This window comes from Ruegeria sp. AD11(2025), from assembly GCF_056542405.1.
This window is the reverse complement of sequence record NZ_JBQFZU010000020.1, coordinates 25,099-46,562: the sequence shown is the minus strand read 5'-3', so window position 1 is coordinate 46,562 and position 21,464 is coordinate 25,099. Positions and strand designations below refer to the sequence as shown.

General features: G+C 57.0%; 20 protein-coding genes and 2 pseudogenes. 4 read left to right on the top strand and 18 right to left on the bottom strand.

Annotated elements, in window-relative coordinates; all coding sequences use genetic code 11:
* Positions 1-263: 263 nt before the first annotated feature.
* From ACR1XY_RS17470 to ACR1XY_RS17430, 9 genes and pseudogenes are all read right to left on the bottom strand, one after another.
* A pseudogene (locus ACR1XY_RS17470) lies at positions 264-1,835 on the bottom strand (GMC family oxidoreductase).
* A gap of 51 nt (positions 1,836-1,886) precedes the next feature.
* Positions 1,887-2,371: pseudogene (locus ACR1XY_RS17465) on the bottom strand (Twin-arginine translocation pathway signal).
* 26 nt (positions 2,372-2,397) lie between these two features.
* Complete coding sequence (locus ACR1XY_RS17460; protein ID WP_480595024.1) at positions 2,398-2,793, bottom strand: VOC family protein; 396 nt, start codon at positions 2,791-2,793, stop codon at positions 2,398-2,400.
* 104 nt (positions 2,794-2,897) lie between these two features.
* Positions 2,898-3,191 (bottom strand): ribbon-helix-helix domain-containing protein, encoded by a 294-nt coding sequence (locus ACR1XY_RS17455; RefSeq protein ID WP_480595022.1) that lies wholly within the window; start codon positions 3,189-3,191, stop codon positions 2,898-2,900.
* A 235-nt stretch (positions 3,192-3,426) separates the two neighbouring features.
* On the bottom strand, positions 3,427-3,891 hold the full coding sequence (gene queF / locus ACR1XY_RS17450; RefSeq protein ID WP_480595019.1) for a preQ(1) synthase: 465 nt from the start codon (positions 3,889-3,891) through the stop codon (positions 3,427-3,429).
* Between the two features lie 15 nt (positions 3,892-3,906).
* Positions 3,907-4,617 (bottom strand): 7-carboxy-7-deazaguanine synthase QueE, encoded by a 711-nt coding sequence (queE, locus tag ACR1XY_RS17445; protein ID WP_480595017.1) that lies wholly within the window; start codon positions 4,615-4,617, stop codon positions 3,907-3,909.
* On the bottom strand, positions 4,614-4,967 hold the full coding sequence (queD, locus tag ACR1XY_RS17440; RefSeq protein WP_480595014.1) for a 6-carboxytetrahydropterin synthase QueD: 354 nt from the start codon (positions 4,965-4,967) through the stop codon (positions 4,614-4,616). The genes queE and queD overlap by 4 nt, the downstream gene beginning before the upstream one ends.
* Positions 4,967-5,668: a 7-cyano-7-deazaguanine synthase QueC gene (queC, locus tag ACR1XY_RS17435; protein ID WP_480595011.1), complete on the bottom strand. Its 702-nt coding sequence runs from the start codon at positions 5,666-5,668 to the stop codon at positions 4,967-4,969. The genes queD and queC overlap by 1 nt, the downstream gene beginning before the upstream one ends.
* A 696-nt stretch (positions 5,669-6,364) precedes the next feature.
* Positions 6,365-7,057, bottom strand: coding sequence for a winged helix-turn-helix transcriptional regulator (locus tag ACR1XY_RS17430; protein WP_480595008.1), 693 nt, complete (start codon positions 7,055-7,057; stop codon positions 6,365-6,367).
* 98 nt (positions 7,058-7,155) lie between these two features.
* Between ACR1XY_RS17430 and ACR1XY_RS17425 the strand changes: the two genes are divergently transcribed.
* Entirely contained in the window at positions 7,156-7,962 is an 807-nt protein-coding gene (locus ACR1XY_RS17425) for a class I SAM-dependent methyltransferase (RefSeq protein ID WP_480595006.1), read from the top strand.
* Positions 7,963-8,041: 79 nt separating this feature from the next.
* On the opposite strand, the gene ACR1XY_RS17420 is transcribed toward ACR1XY_RS17425, so the two are convergent.
* On the bottom strand, positions 8,042-8,746 hold the full coding sequence (locus tag ACR1XY_RS17420; RefSeq protein WP_480595003.1) for a DUF1868 domain-containing protein: 705 nt from the start codon (positions 8,744-8,746) through the stop codon (positions 8,042-8,044).
* Positions 8,747-9,093: 347 nt separating this feature from the next.
* Between ACR1XY_RS17420 and ACR1XY_RS17415 the strand changes: the two genes are divergently transcribed.
* Positions 9,094-9,264, top strand: coding sequence for a hypothetical protein (locus ACR1XY_RS17415; protein ID WP_480595000.1), 171 nt, complete (start codon positions 9,094-9,096; stop codon positions 9,262-9,264).
* Positions 9,261-10,139, top strand: a complete 879-nt coding sequence (locus ACR1XY_RS17410; protein ID WP_480594997.1) for a DMT family transporter — start codon at positions 9,261-9,263, stop codon at positions 10,137-10,139. The genes ACR1XY_RS17415 and ACR1XY_RS17410 overlap by 4 nt, the downstream gene beginning before the upstream one ends.
* Before the next feature lie 90 nt (positions 10,140-10,229).
* Here ACR1XY_RS17410 and ACR1XY_RS17405 read toward each other — a convergent pair whose 3' ends face one another.
* The 5 genes from ACR1XY_RS17405 to ACR1XY_RS17385 are packed head-to-tail and all read right to left on the bottom strand — an operon-like array spanning position 10,230 to position 16,045.
* Positions 10,230-11,240 carry an Ldh family oxidoreductase gene (locus tag ACR1XY_RS17405; RefSeq protein WP_480594993.1) on the bottom strand — a complete coding sequence of 337 codons (1,011 nt, stop codon included), beginning with the start codon at positions 11,238-11,240 and terminating at the stop codon, positions 10,230-10,232.
* A gap of 12 nt (positions 11,241-11,252) precedes the next feature.
* Complete coding sequence (locus ACR1XY_RS17400; RefSeq protein ID WP_480594989.1) at positions 11,253-11,882, bottom strand: DUF3726 domain-containing protein; 630 nt, start codon at positions 11,880-11,882, stop codon at positions 11,253-11,255.
* Positions 11,879-13,567 carry a hypothetical protein gene (locus ACR1XY_RS17395; RefSeq protein WP_480594984.1) on the bottom strand — a complete coding sequence of 563 codons (1,689 nt, stop codon included), beginning with the start codon at positions 13,565-13,567 and terminating at the stop codon, positions 11,879-11,881. The genes ACR1XY_RS17400 and ACR1XY_RS17395 overlap by 4 nt, the downstream gene beginning before the upstream one ends.
* A gap of 4 nt (positions 13,568-13,571) precedes the next feature.
* On the bottom strand, positions 13,572-14,546 hold the full coding sequence (locus ACR1XY_RS17390; RefSeq protein ID WP_480595137.1) for a membrane dipeptidase: 975 nt from the start codon (positions 14,544-14,546) through the stop codon (positions 13,572-13,574).
* Positions 14,546-16,045: an aldehyde dehydrogenase family protein gene (locus ACR1XY_RS17385; protein WP_480594981.1), complete on the bottom strand. Its 1,500-nt coding sequence runs from the start codon at positions 16,043-16,045 to the stop codon at positions 14,546-14,548. Before ACR1XY_RS17385 ends, ACR1XY_RS17390 begins: the two co-directional genes overlap by 1 nt.
* Before the next feature lie 45 nt (positions 16,046-16,090).
* Here ACR1XY_RS17385 and ACR1XY_RS17380 point away from each other — a divergent pair, with 45 nt between their 5' ends.
* Positions 16,091-16,963 (top strand): LysR family transcriptional regulator, encoded by an 873-nt coding sequence (locus ACR1XY_RS17380; protein WP_480594976.1) that lies wholly within the window; start codon positions 16,091-16,093, stop codon positions 16,961-16,963.
* 137 nt (positions 16,964-17,100) lie between these two features.
* Here the strand turns inward: ACR1XY_RS17380 and ACR1XY_RS17375 are convergent, their stop codons facing one another.
* The 3 genes from ACR1XY_RS17375 to ACR1XY_RS17365 form a co-directional block, all read right to left on the bottom strand.
* Positions 17,101-18,099 (bottom strand): isopenicillin N synthase family dioxygenase, encoded by a 999-nt coding sequence (locus ACR1XY_RS17375; RefSeq protein ID WP_480594972.1) that lies wholly within the window; start codon positions 18,097-18,099, stop codon positions 17,101-17,103.
* A 493-nt stretch (positions 18,100-18,592) separates the two neighbouring features.
* Entirely contained in the window at positions 18,593-20,407 is a 1,815-nt protein-coding gene (locus ACR1XY_RS17370; RefSeq protein ID WP_480594970.1) for an ATP-binding protein, read from the bottom strand.
* A gap of 326 nt (positions 20,408-20,733) precedes the next feature.
* Complete coding sequence (locus ACR1XY_RS17365; protein ID WP_480594968.1) at positions 20,734-21,441, bottom strand: response regulator transcription factor; 708 nt, start codon at positions 21,439-21,441, stop codon at positions 20,734-20,736.
* Positions 21,442-21,464: the final 23 nt, after the last annotated feature.

Here is a 21,464-nt window from a genome sequence, read left to right as displayed (position 1 = left end):
TCAAACTATTGGGTCATGTCTAATATACTGTTCCGTATCGTCAATATCAGTTCGTGTTGATCTGAGGCCAAGTATCATCTTGTGACAAAAAGACACAACTAAAAGGAGATGTGTGACTCAGTCAGTTGCTGGTTTTGACCCGGTCTCTCGGTGTTTCCTGCATCCGTTTGGAGTTGATTTGCGGCGGATAAACTTGGCTATGATACATGCCGTATGGCCAATCTACTGCACGACAGGCCATACGGGTTTCACATGCCTCGACCCTAAAGGTCGCCTGCATTCATTGCATTGGCCAAATGGTCGGCCTGGCGGATTGCCAGTGCCACAATGGTCAATGTCGGATTTTCCGCCGCGCCCGTTGTGAACTGCGAACCGTCCGAGATGAACAGGTTCGGGATGTCATGGGTTTGGCCCCACTTGTTGACGACACCATCGCGTGGGTTATCGGACATACGGTTGGTGCCCAGGTTGTGGGTAGACGGATATGGCGGCGTGGGGAATGTCCGGGTCGCACCCGCGGCCTCGTAAACGGCCTGACCTTGTTTGTAGGCGTGGTTGCGCATGGCGATGTCATTTTGGTGATCGTCAAAATGCACATTCGCGACCGGCAACCCGTATTGATCCTTCACCTCCATGTTCAGCGTCACACGGTTTGTCTCCTGTGGCATGTCTTCGCCGACAATCCACATACCGGCCATGTTTTCATACCCGTCCAGTGCGGTGGTGAATTCACGCCCCCACGCACCGGGATCAAGGAACGCTGCCATGAACGGAAGGCCGAGTGACAGGGTTTCAAGTTCGTAACCTCCGACAAACCCGCGGCTCGGGTCGTGTCGCGATTCATCCTGAATGATGCCAGCCATGGTTGTACCGCGCCACATCCCTACGGGCTTGTCGAAAACTGCGTAGACGGACCCCGTCATGTGCCGCATATAGTTGCGCCCGACCTGACCAGAGCTGTTGGCCAATCCGTCCGGAAACATGGACGACGCGGAATTCAGCAGCAATCGAGGGCTTTCGAATGAATTGCCCGCCACGCAGACAACCCGCGCCATTTGCATCTGAAGGTTCCCGTCGGCGTCAAAATACTCGACGCCGGAAACTTTTCCGGTTTCGTCATGCAGAATGCGGGTAACATGCGCCTTCTCTCGGACTTCCAGATTGCCCGTGGCTTCGCCCTCAGGGATGTCGGTATAGGCCGCCGACCATTTGGCACCCCACTTGCACCCCTGAAAGCAGAAACCTGTCTGCTGGCACATCTGACGATCGCGGTTTTCGTCTGAGTTTATTGCCATGCGACCCGTGTGAACCTGCTCGTAACCCAGTGCCTTGGCGCCCGCCTCGAACACTTTTTAGTTGTTGTTGCCGGGCAGCCCAGGGCGATCGCCGGTCCTTGTCACGCCCAGCTTGTCCTCGGCCTTGATGTACCAGGGCTCCATTTCCGCAGCATCAATGGGCCAGTCCAGTAGGCTTGCACCCTGAACGTCGCCATAGGTGGTTGCCGCCTTCCATTCGTGATCCTGGAACCGCAGCGATGCGCCCGCCCAGTGGGTCGTCGTGCCGCCAACAGCTTTTACGATCCAGGCTGGCAAGCCCGAGAAGTCCTTGGCCACCCGCCAGTCCCCGGACGTGGTGCGGGCGTCCAACCACGCGAGCTGACCAAAGCTTTCCCATTCGTCGTTGATGTAGTCATCCGGCAGGTATCGGCCGCCTGCTTCCAAAGCTACGACGCTAATCCCTTTCTGCGCCAGTTCGTTTGCCAGAACGCCGCCACCGGCGCCGGTTCCAATTACGACAACAACGCTTTCGTCGGTTCGGTCAAAAGGTGCCGTCATGGTGCCTACCTCCGCTTATAGCCAGTTTATGTCGTCGAAGCCGCGGTTGATTTATCCGCCGAATTCGAATGAAGAGCCCTCGTAACCAAAGATCGGCCAGACCGCTTTCTGGTTATAAAGCCCGGTAACAAGCCCGCCCCGGATTTGCTGAAAGAACGGGCCGTTCTCGATCCCTCGCAGAATGTCGACCCGATCGCGTTCCCAGCCGACATCCAGATAGCTGGCATATCCCTTTCCCTGAGCCGCCGCATCCAGCGCGGCAATACCGGCCTCGATGCCTTCGGCTGCTTCGGTCGTGTCATAGCCTTTGACCGCAATGACATAAAACTCGTCGCCGACCTTGTCGTGCGGATAGATGTCCCGGGCCATCTGGACGAGGGTTGCAAAGGTCTCCGGCTTCAAGACTTGGGTCTGGGTCGCCCAGGCCGCGGTGCTTGAGGCAAGAAAGTCTGCGCCGATAACAAAGGATGCCCCGTCGCCGTTGCGCGGGACAACAGCTGACGCCGTGTGAGTCCCTTCAGGTCCAAGTCGTGCATTTCTGTTTCTCCTCCCATTGTTCTTGTCACTTGAAACGCCCGCTGCGTTCGAGAACCTCGATCTGGTATCCGTCCGGATCTGCGACGAAGAAGAAGCGCGCGATAAGTTCACCTGCCGGGGCGAATTCAACGATCTTGCGGAGTTGCAGGCCTTCGGCCTCGAACCGGGCGTGTTCGGAAACCAGATCATCAACGGACACGGCCAGATGGCCATAGCCGTCGCCAATGTCATAAGGTTCCCTCCGATCCTTGTTGATCGTCAGTTCAAGTTCGAAATCGCTTTCGTCATTGCTGAGATACACGAGGGTGAAGTCTGGAAAATCAAGCCGGTCGGCAACGTGCATGCCGAAGCCGTTCCTGTAAAACCCGATGGATCGCGCTTCATCCAGAACGCGGATCATGGAATGAATGTTCTTGGCCAAGCCGTTTCTCCCGTCATGTGTTTTATGACAGGTTACAGGGGCGATGGCCGGGTTGGGGTAGTATTGACTTACTACCTGTCGATCATGACCTTTGTCAGCAGGCGCTACTCGGCAGCGATGTCTGTGGCGTTGTCCGCGCTCTGCATTTCTAGAAACTTGAGACGGGCACAGCGCAGAAGCGAGGTAAAGTTCTCGGGCTCTCCCTGTAGCTCCAGAACCACGGAATGCAGTTTGGAAATGAAAATTGGCGTGTTCGTCCCTTCGCCTTTCGAGATGTCACCAATGACTGTCCAAAAGGCGTTCTCCAGCCGGATGCTGGTGCTTTGACTGTTCAACCTTAAACTGCGGGTCTTACTTGCGTACCGTTCCGGGTCCTGCCCGGCAAAAATCTGGCACATGTTCTCCGCCCCTTTCCGCAAAGCCGGGTGGCTTTGTCGTTTCGCGGCAATATCTCGATACTGCGCGACGCCATGCCGTGCATTCAAACAGCACTTGGCTCAAAGTCAAATCAAAGTCCGGAGAAGGGGTGTCAGATGGTCGGACAGCGGTAAATCCTGCGGGAAATGCGTTCGCAACAGAGCCGCGCGGTGATACACCTTTGGCGCGGCCCCGCTCTGTAGTTATTGTGATTGTCTAGCCGCGACCTCGATAGGGTGGTACGCCCTGATCGGGAATCCAGACGTGATCGGGTGTGGTTCCGGTTTGCCAGAACACGTCGATGGGAATGCCGCCGCGCGGATACCAGTACCCGCCGATCCGCAGCCACCGCGGTTTCAGGAATTCGACCAGACGGCGAGCTATGGACACGGTGCAATCCTCGTGAAACGCGCCGTGGTTGCGAAACGATCCCAGAAACAGTTTCAGGGATTTCGATTCAACCAGCCAATCGTCCGGCACATAGTCGATCACCAGATGGGCAAAATCCGGCTGCCCGGTCATCGGGCAGAGCGAGGTGAACTCGGGCGCGGTGAAGCGCACGCAATAGTCGATATCGGCCTGAGGGTTCTGCACTCGCTCAAGCTTTGCCAGCTCGGGCGATGCGGGCAGTTCGGTTTTCCCGCCCAACTGGGTCAGGTCGCTGTAAATGGTTTCCATCATGTGCTCCTTTCAGGGTCAGACCCCGCGTTTGTTGCCCCATAGCAGGACGTGCAGTTGCGGCAGAACCCGTGGGGCGAACCAGCCATCGGCGGTCACCTTTTCCACCAGCCACAGCAACCGGTCCGACAGGGATTGCGGATCGACGGGCAGGTCGGGCTCAACTTCCGAATTGCCCGGTTGCAGATAAAGAGGCAGCGCCGGATAGCGGTCTGCCACGGCGCGGGCCCAATCATAATCAGCTTCATCGAAGATCACGATTTTCATCACCACCTTCGGGCCATCTTTCGCTGCCTCGATACAGGCCGCGAAGGCGTTCCAATCCACGACTTCACCGCTAGACGGCGGCTTTGGGCTGAGAACCAGCGTATCCAAATCACCAAACCATGGCTTTGCAATCGAGCCCTGAGTTTCGCAGGCGAACCGATACCCCTCGGCCCGGCCCCGCGCGATAATCGGGCCGAAATCCTGAATGGCCGGATTGCCGCCCGAGAGCGACACGGTCAGAGGCCGCCCGCCCGACAAGGTGCGCACCCGGTCCCAGACCGCATCCGCGCCCATCGCCGCCCAATCGTGACGATAGGCGGTGTCGACCGCGTGCAGGCTGTCGCACCAGCTGCAGCGATAGTCACAGCCGCCAGTGCGCACGAACACGGTGGGTTCCCCGATCAGCGCGCCTTCGCCCTGGATCGTGGGGCCGAATATCTCGGCAATGCGCAGGGGGGTCATGGGCGGTACTCGGCCCAGGTCTTCGGTGTTTCGCTGACCCGCACGGCGGCAGTTTCCGGCCAGCGCGCGGCGCACCAGTCATAGAAATGACGCGCCATGTTCTCGGCCGTGGTCAGTATGTTCATCACGTCGTTCAGGTGGCGATGATCGAAGGTCTCGTCGATATAGGTCTTGAGCGGATTCAACTCGCCATAGTCGCGCACGAACCCGTCGGCGTTCAGTTCGGGCGCGGCCAGTTCGACCTCGACAATATAGTTGTGCCCATGCATCCGCGCGCATTGGTGATCACCGGGCAAATGGGTCAACTGGTGCGAGGCGGAGAAGTGGAACTCTTTGGTGATCCGGTACATTAGGCGGTTTCCTTCTGCGCCGTTGCTGCGACCCAGAAATCGGGATCTTCATAGGTGGTCGGATCTGCAACACCGGCCAGATGGAATGCCTCACGCCGTTCAACGCAGGTGCCGCAGCGCCCGCAGTGATGTTCGCCGCCCTTGTAGCAGGACCATGTCTGCGCAAAGGGTGTGTCCACACGCGCGCCCTCGGTCACGATGTCGGCCTTGCTTCGATGGACAAACGGGGTGAACAGCAACACGTCGGCATAGCCGTCCAGCGCGTGTTTCTGCATCGTCTCGAAGGCTTGCGTGAAGGTTGGGCGGCAGTCGGGATAGATAAAGTGATCTCCGCCATGCACCGCTGTTGCCACTGCATCGGCCCCGCGTGCTGCGGCGGCCCCAAAGGCCACGGTCAGCATGATAGCGTTGCGGTTGGGCACCACGGTCACGCGCATACTGTCCTCGGCATAATGCCCGTCGGGCACGTCCACATCGTCGGTCAGCGCCGACCCGGTCAGAACTGCCCCGACCGAGCGCAGGTCGATGATGTCATGAGGCACACCCAGCCGCTGTGCGCAGAGTGCGGCATAGTCCAGCTCTTTGCGATGACGCTGGCCATAGTCAAAGGAAATCAAGCCCGTCAGCTGGTGATCGCGTGCAACCATATGTGCCAGCGACACCGAATCCAGTCCGCCTGAGCAGATTACGATCGTCTTCATGTTTTGAACCCTTGTTTTGTTACCCGGGTAGGCTGCGACCGGGATGCGTCCTGTTATACCCGGGAACCGGGCGTGCCAAGACAGATTTGCGCAAAGATTGTCTCTCCGGCATCCGAACTGCGGAGAATGGTTCATGTTGCAATTGAAAGTACGGCGGTATCACAGGCCAGTGTAACTGCAGGCGCGCATGAACTTGCCCATGAACTCATCTAAGCCGGGGCTAGGGTGATTGCGGGCCACGGGACCCATTCAGCAAGCTGTTGGAATGGGTTGACGGCAAACCAGTTGTGTATGGGCTTGGCAGCTTCTTCTGGAATACGCCTGACACCTGCGCGAAAACTGTACTCCCGGTTACAGCAAGCCAGCGTTACTTGTTTTCCATGACACTGGTAGGGACGCGGGTTGTACGATCAAGATTCACCCTCTTGTTCCGGGTAGTATGGCCACCAAGCTCCTGACACGCCAAACCTTTCCAGCTGAATTTGCAGAGGCGACAAGCCATTTGGCAGCCTCTCTTGGTGTTCCGCTGGCGTTGGGTTTTGATGCTTGTAGCGCACATGTGTATTTGCAAATGGACTGACGACTCTACTTACCCGCTGAGCGTCATTCTAGTCGGCGTGTTTTTCTGTCTGTGGCCCAGTGTGCCGTGAACCGCAGGAGAGGTTGCTGCATTTCCGACAACGACAGCTTGGAGCCTCAACAATCAGTCTGACGGCATGACTTGATGGTCGTCAGCGGGCTGAGATTAAGCCATTTTATGAAAGCCTGCTTTGCCCAACCATCACCAAGAATTTCCAGCTTCTGGGTTTCTGTTGCCTTGGATGGGGTGATATCTCCCCTAACGATGTAGATGGCGTCCGCAAGTGTACAGGCCAAGTATAAGTTGACGCCGCCACCAGGGTCCTCGACGCAAAGCTCACACCGCCCATTCCTGTTCAGAAACCACCAATACCGTTTAGCTTTCGTTTGATCGGTCAGTTCCAGCCGAATGAGGCAGCGTTTCGTGCCGAATGCGTTGGCGTCGGTTGTGCTTTCAAGGCTCCAAACAAGCAATCCCAGGTCGATCTCATGTTCTTTGAGTTGGCGCCTTGTCCATCGCTGCCCCCAGATACCAAGAGCCTCGACCAGGGGAACAAACTCACGTCCCGCGTCGGTCAGCGCATAGCCCGGGCGCTTTTCGCCAATTTCCTGGCGCGCAACGACCCCCTCTTCAATGAGCCATTTCAACCGGGAAGACAAAAGGGACGGCGACATCAACGGCACGCCGCGCTTCAATTCGGAATACTTGCGGGGGCCAGCCGCAAGATCACGGATGATCAGAGCATTCCAGCGCTCGCAAAAGAGCTCAGCCGCCTTGGCGACCGGGCAGAATTGGCCATAGGATTTCATCCCGCGCCACCTGTCCCGTTACTACAGATTTTGGACTATATCCTTGGAACCACAGCGTGTCACTATTGGCCAGAATGCAAAAAAGAAGCGGGTGGATCATGATAAAAGATGCTGCATCTGCGGGTCAGGTATCAAAAACCGCAGCTGAGATTTACGATGAGTTCTTTGTTCCGGCACTGTTTGGCGAATGGGCAGGGCGGTTATGTGAACGTGCCATAATCACACCGGAAAATGCCGTTCTGGATGTTGCCTGCGGTACCGGTGCCACAGCACGTGACGCCGTCGCTCGGGTTGGTCCGGCAGGCCGCGTCGTTGGTCTGGACCGAAATCCGGATATGCTTGACGTGGCGCGCAGGCGTGCCCCAGAAGTCGACTGGATCGAGGGCCGTGCCGAGGCTCTGCCGTTTTCGAGCCGTTCATTTGATGTCGTTCTCTGCCAGTTCGGGCTGATGTTCTTTGACGACAGACGCCAAGCCCTTGAGGAAATGCGGCGCGTGCTGCGGCCCGGTGGAAGGATTGCGGTATCCGTCTGGGATAAAGCCGAAAACTCACTCGGATATGCCCGCATGATCGAGCTGATAGACGAGATGTTCGGAGCCACCGCCGCAAATGCGCTGCGAGCACCTTTTGTCCTTGGGCGCAAGCAGTCTTTTGCCAATGTTCTTGGCGGAGGGGGATTGCAGGACGCTACCGTGACCACCATCACCGGCGCCGCGCGATTTGCATCAATCCGCGAATGGGTTCGGATGGATGTCCGCGGGTGGACATTGGCTGAGTTCATCGACGATGCCGGATACGAGGCATTGGTCGCGGAAGCGGAAAAACGGCTCGGACAATTTGCTGGCCAGGACGGATCGGTGGAATTTCCTGCGCCCGCGCATCTGGCTGTGTGGACAGCTGAATGACGCAAGACGCAGGAATCAGGTGCATACGTTGGCGGCCCAATCCGACCGCTTTTTATGCGCGTGCCGTTGAATTGGCTGCTCAGGTATCCAAAACTTGGATTTCTTCGAACCGCGTCATGTCAGCAAACTGACAAAAGGCAGGGGCCGTGAGTGGAATGACAGGCGCGGCATCTGCAAGATCTGCAAGGATTGCACCAAGTTCAGTTTCCCAGATGGGCAGCACAGAATCCGGCAGCCACTTGATCGGGTAGGCAAAGGTCATGTGGTGTCGGTAAGCGTCGTGGTTCTCGTGACGATACGCGAATGGTTCGGTCAGTGCCTCGCGCCAGGCCCGCATCTTCGCCTCGTCTTCATCTGTGGCACCTTTGAGTGCAAGGCCCGTGGGGCTTAAGCCTGCCACACGCACATCAAAATCCGGGGGAGCTGTAAAACCGGCGAGGCGATCGGCCATGGCGTCGGTAATGCTGCTTACAGATGCATCCCGGTCTAGATCACGGGGCCATGCGTCGGGTGTGCGGCGGGTTTCTACAACCCCTTCGAACACGGTCATGTGCAAGCTTTCGACAGGCGTGAAAAGAAAGCACTCGGCTTCTGGCAACGCCATCACTCTTTTGCGGGCGTCCAGTACTGCCTTGTGAGCCGGGTCATCGAAATCAAGATGACAGACAACGGTGTTGCCGGCCTCGGGAAGGAATTCTTCGGTATTGTATCGCTGGCCAAGCCGCCGTGGAGGGTCCGAGTTTCTGCTGGCTGCGAATGGTGCCACGTCAATGCTGAAAGACAAGGTAAAGCTCCGTTTTTTCAACACTCTATCCGAGGTCTGTTGCAAGTTCATGACCGGATCGAGTTTTTGGCACTAGAAAACTCCTTTCGTCGATTGGACTTTGAGCGCGCTCTAACTGGTAAAAAAGCGTCTTGGCGGAGAACTCTCTGCAATGAAAACTCGTGAACTCATCAAGCGTCAGCTCGCTGTTGTACGCGTCGAGGGGGATCACACCGGTCCGCCGCGTCAGGCAATGCTGGAAACCCATCGAGATACGGTGCAAGACCGGATCTCGACTTTGCAGGATTGTCTTCACGACCTGGACACAAAGATCGTCGACTGCGATGAGCAAGAAGAAGGGAGGCAAAATGACGAACCAGAAACAGGTGGCCGAAGCACGACGTACATTCGACACGCGTATCTCGGCCGGGTTTAGCCGAGGAATCGATCAGAAGGTGGTAGTCGAGCGGGCGGACATAGCCTTTGCGCGAGGCGTGGCAAAGCAACTCTCGTGGTATTCAGAGGCGCATCAACTATGACATCGCCAATTCTTGTTAAACTTGCCTTGCTTGTCTTCACCGCGGTGACCTTTGTCGTGATCGGTGACACCGCGGGAAAGCTTCTGACCAGCAGCGGTGTCGATCCGGTCATCGTTGCTTGGACGCGCTTTGCCCTGGGCGCAATTCTGTTGTCGCCATTCAGTGGGCTCTCGGCAAAGGACTTCCCAAGTTTCCGAGACTGGCGTGTTCTGTTGCGGGCGTGTTTTATCACCGGCGGAATATGCTGCATCCTGACGGCGTTACGAACCGAACCGATTGCTAATGTCTTTGGTGCATTTTTCATCGGGCCGGTGGTTTCCTATGTTCTCGCCATCCTGTTTCTGGGGGAAAAGCCATCGCGCCGCCGCACTATTCTGCTGGCAATTGGATTCGCAGGGGTAATGCTGGTTGTGAAGCCGGGCTTTGGCGTATCTTCCGGCATGATCTTCGCGCTTGCGGCTGGTGGATTTTATGGGGCCTATCTGGTGATGACGCGAACACTTGCAGGTGCCTACCGGCCCCGGTTCCTGCTGATGTCCCAACTTCTGATCGGTTCGGTGCTATTGACGCCGCTCGGCCTGACAGCGACGTTTCACACGCCCGACCTCTCGGTCGCTGCGTTGGTCCTGTTAAGCGCAATTGGTTCTGCCGCGGGCAATTACCTGTTGGTGATCGCAAACAAATCCGCCGAGGCCAGTCTCATCGCGCCATTGGTCTACAGCCAATTGGTCTCTGCAACGGTGCTTGGTATTTTCGTTTTCGGAGATTGGCCGGATGCCTATTCTTTGTTTGGCCTCGCGCTGATCGCATTTTCCGGGCTTGGGTCTCTGATCCTGCATCAATCGGACAAATGGGCTTCAGCCGCCAAGGGATGAACACTTGGCGGTAGGTCCATGGTTCCTTAAGTCCTCGCGGGCCACGTGGGCTCGAAAAGTGGCAGATGAAAGCCTCACTGTGCCGATCACCTAGCGCAAAAGTGCCTCAATCCTGGACAGAGTTGCCGTGTTCACTGCGACACCCTCTTTTTGGGCTGCCAGACGTTTAGCCCTGCGACCGTCACCGGGCAGATGCGCCCCGTCCTGAGACCGGATGGATTCGACCAGACCGGCGACACCTGTCTCGAACGATCCTCCGGCTGTTGCGCCCGGATCTATCGCTATGAAGAACTGGCCGGTTTTCGGCGGGCCACCTGCAGTTCCTGAAAACGGCGAGGCATTGATACCCAAGGTGGCTCCGGTCAAAGCCGCAGCCAATACCTCGACCATCAGCGCGACGCCAACGCCTTTGTATCCGCCCGATGGTGCCATTGATCCCTTGAGGCCAACCTCGGGATCGGTGGTCGGGTTGCCTTCGGCGTCTAGCGCCCAGCCAACCGGGATCGGCTTGCCTTCGCGGGCATGTTTCATGACCTCGCTTTTGGCAATCGTGCTGGCGCTCTGGTCGATCAGCAACGCTGGTTGCCCGTCAGTCCCCGGGACAGCAACAGAAAACGGATTGGTGCCCACGACAGGTTTCGAGCCACCAGACGGGGCAATCGAGGCCGGCGCGTTGGTAAACCCCAGCGCGACCATTCCGGCCTGTGCAAGCCTGTAGGTGTGATAGCCCAGAACACCGCAGTTGTAGCTGTTCTTGATGGCCAGAACCGCAACGCCTTGTTCCCGCGCGGCGGCGATCAGAGCGTCAAACCCCAGATCAATGGCGGAATGGGCAAAGCCGGTTGCCGCATCAACGGTCAAAACGCCCGGTCGGGGGTGCGACAGTACAGGCTTTGCCAGCCCATCGACCTTGCCGCACTGCACATGCTCACAATAGATCGGGATATATGCCAGACCGTGACTTGCGACGCCGTCCGCCTCGGTCGCGGCGGTTGCTTGCGCCAATGGGCGGGCGTTGTCCGCGGATGTGCCCGCTGCGACCAGCGCTCGGAAGGACAGCTCTTCAATTTCGGCGAGGGTAAGGGTCCGTGTGTCGGTCACTTGGGTCTCTCTTCAGTCGTTGTCAGAAAGCCCGGCCCCTGCGCCCAGCAGGCGGGATTCCTCGGTTGCGGGGGCGTATGTGCGGTGGGCAATTCGGTTCAGAGCATCCCAATCATCCAGCGCGGGTTGCGCGCGCGTTTGCCGTTTGCGTAGAAGCTCAGGTGCAACACCTGGTGAAACGGTGACCCGTCGGGCTGCGGTGGGCAAAACATCGTGGACGGCAAGGTGATCTCCGTCTGTGACTGCAAGTGTGCCGTCGATTTCGACGCTTACCCAGCATTTCAGAACACGCGCCGCATTGGCGGCAAAGGGCAGCAGCATCTCAGGTGCAACAACGTCCCGCATCTCAACCGGGGCGGCCTTCAGCAGATAAGCACTGTCGGACAAGAGAGGCCCCGCCGACAACGGACACAGGTCACTGTCGCCTTGCCACAGGCCATCAACCTGTTGGGGGCGGTGCGCGGCAAGGTCCGAAGCCAGCCCGAGCGACAACAACCGGGCAAGAGCCCCGGCGCCATCCAGACCTTGCGCACACAGCCAACGTGCTGCTTTTGACGCCTCTTCGGCCTGTCCCCAGGAATAGCCCGCCCCGCGGGTTGCGCGTTTGGCCGTTGCCTCCATCTCGTTCAGTGAGAAACTCATGCTGGCACCTCTGGATAGACCCAAAGATCGGCGTTTTCGATGGTCAGTTCTTCGGGGTAGGGTGCACCGGCATACATGCAAATGCGAACCCAGCGATCTGAACGCGGATCGAAATGTGTGGCACCGAAGAACGACAGCTTGGCCCGCAACATGTCGAGAGGCACAACCGTTTCGCCAATCGTGTTGTCCCGGATTTCGCCATAGGGCGCGGTGCGGGTCATCTGGGATCGCCGGACGGTGTGGCGATGTTCAGGATGACGCAGCAGGAACTCTGCAACTGGCACGGCGCCATCCCATTCGATCAACTCCGCATGGGCCGCCGCTGCGTCCCGGGCCGGGGCCAGTGGCTGTTCGTAGTCCTCGATGGGTTCCTCGAACCGTTCACCCATGCGAGGCTCCAGCTTTTCTTCGGACACGTACCAAGCGCGGGCGCAGTTTTCACGGGATGCCCAATCCAGATCCAGCGCCCAACCAAACGCGCCTCGAATCAAGTCACGTACTTCGCTGATCGGCATAGCCCCATTGATCACAAATGCCTCGGCATTACCGTCAGCCATGCACGAGGCCAAGCCGTCCACAAGATCTGCGTAGGGCTCAAGGATCAGCGAGGCGAGATACTCCTGTCCTTCTGCGCTGAGCGCGGTTTGAGACCAGATCACCAACCGGTTCCAGGGGTGGCCGCTGGTCAAACCGTCCTGGTCAAGATAATCCGAGATCGCCTGGAGGTCGGTCTTCAACGCCGCCAGTTTTTCGATTTGTATGGGATGGTCAGACCGCCACCACGTAATCGAAAGCTGGCTGCGTTCGAATATTTGACGAAAGTGATCGATCTCGTCCGCAGTCGCGGATTCCACGGATCGGACGCGCGCAATTGCCTCTTCCCGTGCCATGACCCAGTTGTTGAACAGGATGGGGTGATTGACAATGTACGGTGCCATGCCAAGGCCGGTGGAATTGCCGATACCCAACCAATGGGCAATGTTCGGGTCCAGTGTCGCGGCCTGACTGCCGCCCTTGGCGTTGGCCATGTGTTGCACCAGATCCCGCACGAAGGCTCGGGTCAAAAACACTGACAGCATCTCGGCCTGAAAGGGTGCGCTCGTTTCCGGGCGGCTTGCGATGTTTTCGCGATCTGCAGCACCGAATTTGCCCGAGCCATAGACGGCCGTCGTTCGCATCAGATAACCGACCTGATAGATTTGCTGCACATCCGGCTGCCGCCCTGCGGCCAGAGCATCAACGACATGCTCCCAAAGCCGGACCGAGCGGTTGGCGCGAGATAAGGACAGCTCGGTCTCACTGACGCGCCCCGCTTCCTGCAGGGGGACGTTTTTCGAAAGACGCTCAATATCGGCCTCGGTCGGGATGCCATCAAACAAAGCGAAGGTAGCGTCCCAGGCGTCGGCGATCACACGGTCCGAGCGTTTCTCGGACGGCAGGTCATGGGCGAAGGCAACCAACGAATACGCTCTTTCCGGACCGTGGGCGGTGTAGACTGCCGTCCCGACGCCATTGGCATCAAGGGCGAAAACGGGGCGTGAAAACGACCAGTTCTCCCGCGCCATGCGGCGGGTCAGCTGCCGCATGAAGCTCAGCCGACACTGGTGTAGCGATCCCAGTCGCGACAACCGCATGACGGTGGCGGGGTCACGTCGGTCAATGTGGATTTGTGCCTGTGTTTCCATTCGGCTACCCCCGGGCAACGAAGTTCTCGGCAAAGAACCTGTACCAGTTTCCTCCCATTATCCCGACCACTTCGTCATCGTTCAGGCCGGTCGCGCGCAACCCTTGTTCGATATTTCCAAAGTCGCGGTTGTCCCGAAACCAGGCTGGCATCGCAGGGAAGCCCGGATTACTTGCCGAGCCTTCGCCATAGTCGATCTGTTTGGACCAACGCCCAACCCGCATCCATTCGACCACGCTGTCGGGCTGATCCTGACACAAATCCGTGCCGATCCCGAGGTGCTCTGCGCCGTATTTATCCGCTGTGCGGGCGATCATCTCGCAAAAGCTGTCCAATGTGCAGTCCGACTTGTCTTTCAGGTGATGAGGGTAGACCGAAAATCCCAACATCCCACCGTTTTCCGTCACCGCCCGGATCACATCGTCACGCTTGTTGCGCAGGGCGGGCGACCATTCGTGCGGGTTTGCGTGGGTGATGGCGATCGGACGCTCGGAAAGCTCGGCGGCTTCAATAGTGGACCGGTCGGCCGAGTGGCTCATGTCCACCACAAGCCCGACCCGGTTCATTTCTCTGATGACCTGGCGGCCCATGCGAGTGATGCCGGTATCTTCGGCCTCATAACAGCCCGTGGCCAGCAGGGACTGGTTGTTGTAGGTCAGTTGCATGAACCGTGCGCCCAGAGTGTGCACGATTTCGACCAACCCGATATCGTCCTCGATGGGAGACGGGTTCTGGAAGCCAAAGAACACGGCCGTACGCCCGACTTCCCGAGCCTTGTCTATGTCGCTGGCCCACAACCCTTTCATGATCAGATCGGGGTATTGCTCGAACCATCGGTTCCATTTTTCAAAGTTCAGGACGGTTTCGCGGAAATTCTCATGATAGGCGATGGTGACGTGGATTGCGTCCACGCCGCCTTCGCGCAATTGCCGAAAGATCTTCTCGGACCAATTGGTGTATTGCAGCCCGTCGATCCGCATCAAATCGGCTTTCCAGCGCTGATATAGGCGGTTTTGACCGTCGTGTAGAACTCGGCTGCGGCCTTACCCTGTTCGCGCGGGCCGTATGAGCTGTCCCCGCGTCCTCCAAAGGGCACGTGATAATCAGTACCTGCGGTGGGCAGGTTCACGGTCACGACACCGGTGCGTGCGTTGCGGCGGAAATGCGTGGCGCGGGCCAGGCTCTGAGTGACGATACCTGAGGTCAGGCCGAAATTGGTGTCGTTGACGGTGGCCAGAGCCTCGTCATAGCTGCCGACCTTGATGACCGAGGTCAGCGGTGCGAACATCTCTTCGCGGTTGATGCGCATGTCATTGGTGGTGTTCAGGAACACACCTGGGCTCATGTAATAGCCATCCTGAGGCATCTCCAATCGCTGGCCGCCGCAGGCCAGTTCGGCCCCTTCGGACTTGCCGAGATCGACATAAGCCAGGTTTTCGGCCAGCTGCTGTGCGCTGACCACCGGACCCATCTGGGTGCCCTCTGCCAGCGCGTGGCCGACTTTCATCGCCTGCGCACCGGCCACCAGTTTTTCGACAAAGGCATCGTGCACGGCGGCATGAACCACCAGCCGTGATGACGCGGTACATTTCTGACCGGTCCCCCCGAACGCACCCCCCAACGCCAGCGAGACAGCAAGGTCGAGATCGGCATCGTCCATGACGGCCAGCGCGTTTTTCGATCCCATTTCCATCTGCACCTTGGTCAGGTTCTGAATGGCAGCCGCAGCAATGCCCTTGCCAACCGGGACAGAGCCGGTGAACGAGATGGCATTGACCTTGGGGCTTTCGACCAGCCGCTGTCCGATCGACCGACCCGATCCCATGACAAGGCTGAACAGACCCTTGGGGATGTCCTGACGGCTGATGATCTCGGTCAGGGCGACGGCCGAAGCCGGCGTGATGTTGGCGGGCTTCCAGACCACCGCGTTGCCGTAGCACAGCGCCGGAGCGATTTTCCACGATGCTGTGGCTGTGGGAAAATTCCATGGGCTGATGACGGCAACAACACCGACCGCCTCGCGGCGCACGTCGATTTCGATATCCGGGCGCACTGAATCCGCGTTCTCGCCGATTTGGCGCAAACACTCGGCAGCATAGTAGGTGAAGAACTGCCCGGCGCGGTAAACTTCGCCTTTGCCTTCTGCAAGAGGTTTACCCTCTTCACGGCTGAGCAGGGTTCCCAACTCTTCAGCGCGGGTCATCAGTTCGGTGCCTATGTTCATCAGCACCGTCTGTTTGCGCTCGAGTCCATAGGCGGCCCACTCTGCCTGCGCGACACGGGCCTGATCCAAAGTCGCCTCAAGCTGATCCGCACTGGCCTGGGCGAAATGACCGATCAGGTCGCTCAGATCAGAAGGATTGCGGTTTTCGATCTCGCTTTCGCCGGCCAGCCACTCGCCGGCGATCAGGTTCAGTTTAGTCACAACAGGCCCCACGTCATAATTGGTCGGGCCGAGAATGGACTCCGCAATCCACATCAGTCAAACTCAAACAATTGAATGAAAATTCAGGAAACTTGAAGTATGGCCATCAAGATCGAAATGCTGCGCTGCTTTTGTACTGTTGCGCAAACGGGCAACCTGACCGAGGCGGCGGACCGTCTGGGTCGCACTCAATCGGCCGTGTCGATGACACTAAAGCAACTCGAGAGCCATTTGGGCAAAAAGCTGTTTGAAGGAGAACGAAAGACTCATCTGTCCGCACTGGGAGAGCAGGTGTTCGAATTGTCCTTGAAGCAGGTTCGCCAGTTTGATCAGACGGTGCAGTCGATCGAGGCGGCTGCGGATGCCACCCACGGCCTGATGCGCATCGTGTCGGTTCCTTCGGTCGCTGCGTTGGTCTTTCCTTCGGTGCTTGAACATATGACCCACCGCTTTCCCGGGCTGAGGGTCGAATTGCGCGATACGGATACGCAACAGGTGCTGGATTCGCTTGTGGACGGCAAGGCAGACATCGGAATTGCTTCGGGCTTTCATCCGTTGAAAGGGATCAAGGCCATTCCCCTGTTCGAGGATCAATTCGGGCTTGTTTGCGCGTCTGACCATCCGCTTATCACTAGCGCTACGCCGCCGACCCTGGATGATGTGATGGCGGCTGCGTTTGTTCGGAATGCCCTGTGCGATCTTATCCAAACGCCGAAATTTGTCGATGCGATCACGGATGCCGATGTCACCATTCACAACACGCATTCGCTTATTACCATGGTCAGAACCGGGAAGTGGGTGACCGTGCTCCCCCAGACCGTCGCGCGTTTTATTCCCGAAACCACCGCTTTTCGCACCCTGCCGGACCTTCCCGACAAACGGCAGGTCTATTTGTACGTTAAGGAGAAACCCCGGTTCCAGGAACTGACGGATGAGTGCAGCGCTTTCATTTTGAGCAGAAATCTGGTCTGAGGCGATTAATGAAGTATGGGATTTCTGTGGTTTGCCAGATCCGCGCTCGATTATGTCGCAGGAACTGAAATAAGGCGAAGGCCGGAACATCAGGTAATTATTCAAGCTTCTGAACCCCGCCTGTTCCGGCCATCTGCTTAAACAGCTTCTTTCAGATGGGCGTAGCTGGCCGCGAAACGTCCGAACTTATGTGCTCCGCACGTGACGCTTTCATAGCGGCGCGGGTTGTCCTTAGAGATGCACGAGTCCAGGGGCGTGAACACAGCTTCATAGTCGGCATCAATGAAGAATGGGATCGAATAACGTTCACGACCCGAGGTGTTGATGACGCGGTGCATGTTGGCCAGATAGACATCATTGGTCAGACGCTGGATCAGGTCTCCGATATTGATCACGAAGGTCCCGGAGATCGGAGACCCTTCGACCCAATTGCCTTCGCGGTTCATCACCTGAAGACCGCCAACATCATCCTGCGCCAGAATGGTCAGGTTGCCATAATCGGTATGCGCGCCGATGCCGATGATCTTTTCATCTATCATGCCGTTTTGCGGTGGGTAGTGCAGCAGACGCTGAATACTGATCGGGCTTTTCATCAGGTTTTCGAAATGGGTTTCAGGCAGGCATAAACTCAGCGCGACGCCACCCAGTAGCTGTTTGGACAGTGTGACCATTTTCTGGTGATAGCTGTAAACCAGGTCCTGAAATTCGGGCAGCCGGTCCGTCCATTGATTGGGTCCGAAAAACGGGCCCTCCAAAGCTTCACACTCGGGCCCGATATCAAAACACTCTTTCAGGTCTTTGGTCTTGGTCGGATCGGTGTTTTCTCCATAGGGTTCGATATAGCCGCGCAGCGCCACGTCAGAGTTGCTGACATGCAGCTTCATCTTGTCTTTCATCGGCAGATTGAAGAAACGGCGGGTGACGTCGAAGACCTGATCGACGAAATCCTGCGCGACGCCGTGGTTCTTTACATACATGAAGCCGGCGTTCGACAGTGCCCAGCGAATTTCCTTTGCCACTTTCAGTTTGTCGCTGCCGTCCAGCAGCGGAGCTACGTCGATTATGGGAAGTTTGTCGAAGGATTCACGCTTTGCGCGCAACTTGTCATCCAGTTGCGCAACGAGGTCTTGTGCCATTGGGGTTTTCCGTCCTGAGAAAGGCCTGATTGCAAGCGCAACCTGACAGGGCTTGCCCCTTTTTCAATATTTCAAAATTTCAGAGACGAATGAAATGAGATCAACTGATGACTTTGTGTTTGGTTGCTTTCATGGGCCCAAAGGTACATTCGAAAGCTCAAAATGACCTGAAATCATGGTAATGATTGCGAGGATTGTCAGGATTGTATGCCTATGAAGCAGTCGATTATTTTTGAACGCTTTAGTATGGAGCACCCGAACCCCCGGCCTAAAGCCTGATTTTTCTTGTTGGGTTCGTTGTGCTCCCCGTTTATCGGGCTTGCGGAGCGTCTCCTTTGACGACAGTTTTGGTGAAGGCCCTGTAGAACCACCGTGACGCTGACCCGACCCCTGTTCGTTGGTCTGGACGCGTTCAAGCGATGCTTCGCAAAACTGATGTAGGGCGGGGCTCTATGCCCGAACGGAAGAAGGTTGGCTGTCTGCGCGCAACATATCAAGCTGTTCGTTTTTTAAGGCTCTTTAGCACGGCCCCACATGAATCGATCAGTTCCTTCAACTCGACGCCATAGTTTTCAGTTCCACTTTGCAAAAGCGTCTCGACAGATTTTGCCATGTTCGCAAGTTCAGTTTCACCAAAGCTCGACACACTGCCGTAAACTCGGTGAACCAGAAACTCAATCCGATCCCGATCACCCTGTTTCTGCGCTTTCCTGAGTTGCGAGTGGCACTCTTCCAATGACTCACTGAACGCCAGAAAGACTTGCTCCATTTCTTCACCGCTCAAGAACTTGCTGAGGCGCGCCTTGGTGACTTCTGACTGAGAGGACACGTATGGCGCGTCCGAGGGGTGTTTCTCGATCGACGCCCGGATCGCGCCGTACAGAACACGTTCATCCAACGGCTTGGAGACGACCGCGTCGAAGCCTGCTGCAGTATACTCATCAAGATCTTCGGGCATTACGTTTGCAGTGACGGCTATGGTCGCAATCGTCTTGTCGGGCCGCTTGACCTTTGCAATTCCTTTGAGGTCGCGCGCCAATTGAACGCCTGTCGTATCTGGAAGACGGATATCTGTCAGGATGCAATCAACCTTGTCTGGTCTGAACACCTCTTTCGCGTCACGGCCATTTGCCGCTGCAGTGACTTCATGTCCGTCTCGCTCCAGCAGACTCTTGAGGATTTCCATACTGGTGGGGTCGTCCTCGACAATCAGCACGTTCTGCTGTGAACCCACCGTAACGGCCATCCCCGCTGCCTCGGATTGAGGCGACGGGGCTGGTGCGGCCTGAAACGGCACTTCCACCCGGAAAACTGTTCCTTCGCCGAGGCTGCTTTTCACGGTGACCTGTCCTTCCAGTGAGGACACAAGTCCGCGCACGATCGAAAGCCCCAGCCCGGTTCCCCCAATTTTGCGGGAATCAATGTTTGACGCTTGCGTGAACGGTTCAAAAATACTGGCAACCTGATCCTCGGGCACACCGATCCCGGTGTCGCTGACGGTGAAGGCCACGGACTGTTTTGATTGCTCAAACGACAAGGTCACCGAACCCTCTTGGGTGAATTTCACCGCATTTCCAAGCAGGTTCAGCAAGATGTGTCTCAGGTGACCACTATTTCCGCTAAGATAAACGCCATCGTCGAACTGAGGGATGATCAGTTGCAGGTTTTTGGAACGGGCAAGGGGGCGAAGTACGGCCTCTAGATCCTGAAGGATTTCAGACAGGTTGAAAGTTTGATATTCGAGGTCTTCGGCTTTTTCTTCCAGCCTTGCGATGTTCAGAACGTCATCGATGAGGTTTCTCATCGCAAGGCTGGAGCGTTCGATTTCATCCAGTCTCTGATCCAGCGATGCGCGGTCTTGCGGCATCAGTTTGATCAGCCGGATATTCCCGACGATGCCGTTCAGCGGTGTGCGCAGCTCGTGGCTTGCGGTTGCGAGAAACTGCGATTTTGCTTCATTCGCTTTCTCCGCGTCGTTGCGCGCTTTTTCAAGATAGACGCTTTGAACAAAGTTTGCCCGTAACGTCCTTTCCGAAAAAAACTTTGCATACAGGCCAATCAGAACCACTGAGCAAAGAACAAAGGAAGGACCGATCCAGGTGTCGATGCCATTGCTGGCGCCGGAATTATCAAACACCAGATAATAGGATACCGGGACAAAAAGCAGAAGCTGCAGCGCTGCCGAATGGGAAAACACAAAAGGCAGGAAAACAGTGCCGGCCAAGCTGATCAGCGCAAAGCGATACAGGAAATCTTTCGATTCATGGTCGCCCGAAAACGCAAACGCAGCCCAGATAACGAGGTACATCAAAGACCATCCCGTTGAAATTATGACGGGTAATGTGCGCGCGGGAAGTTTGTGGGAGAAAAAGAAAAGCCCAAAGATGAAAGAGATGATGAAAAGCCTGGCGCCCCAGACCGCCAGATCCTGTCCAGAGAATGCGCGCGTATGTAGGACAAAGACCTCCAGAAAGGCGAAAACGACATAGAAAGACGCCCCGAACAACAAGGCCGTCCTGAATTGACCGCGCGTGGATTCGAAATACCACTCGCGGTATTTGCCCTCGACAGTCTTATCAACGAAGTTCTGGGTAAGCGCGTTGATAGGCTCGTCATATATGTAGGCGCGCGGGATCAACTTCGCACCAGCCCCAGCCGATAGCCGACACCATGGACAGTTGAGATGATTTTGGGTCCATCACGCCCGCTCGACAGCTTTTTCCGAATTTTCGCCACCAATGCGTCGATTGTGCGCTCACCGGCATCATGATCCGGCGACAGAGCAACAGCGTCCAGTAGGACCGCGCGGGACAACACGCGACCGTTTGCATTGACAATAGCCATCAGCACATCAAATTCAGCGCGGGTGAACGGGGTCGTTTCCAGCTGTTCGTTCCATACTTGTCGGGTGTCGAGGTCAATTTCCACTTCGCCAAGGCGCACCCGGGTTTCCCGGCGAGGAGCCGACGCATGGGCGTTCGTCCGGCGAAGAACCGCGTTGATGCGCGACAAAAGCTCATCAGGATCAAAAGGCTTGGTGAGGTAATCGTCGCCCCCGATGTCCAGCCCGCTGATCTTGTCACTGGCGCTGTCTCTGGAGGAGACAAAAATGATGGGCGGCAGCGCCGATTTCGCCCGCATCGAACGCGCCAGCACCAAGCCGTCTTCGTCCGGCAACCCCAGATCAAGCAGCGCAATATCTACGGATTTCGAGGCGAGGATCGCGCGGGCATCCGCGACATTGGACGCCTGAAGGACGCTGAAATGAGGCTTGAGAAGCGCAGACGTCAAAGCGAGCAATGACGGATCATCTTCTACCAACAATACATTCAGCTTTTTCAAGGTTCAGTCCTCAACACTATGTT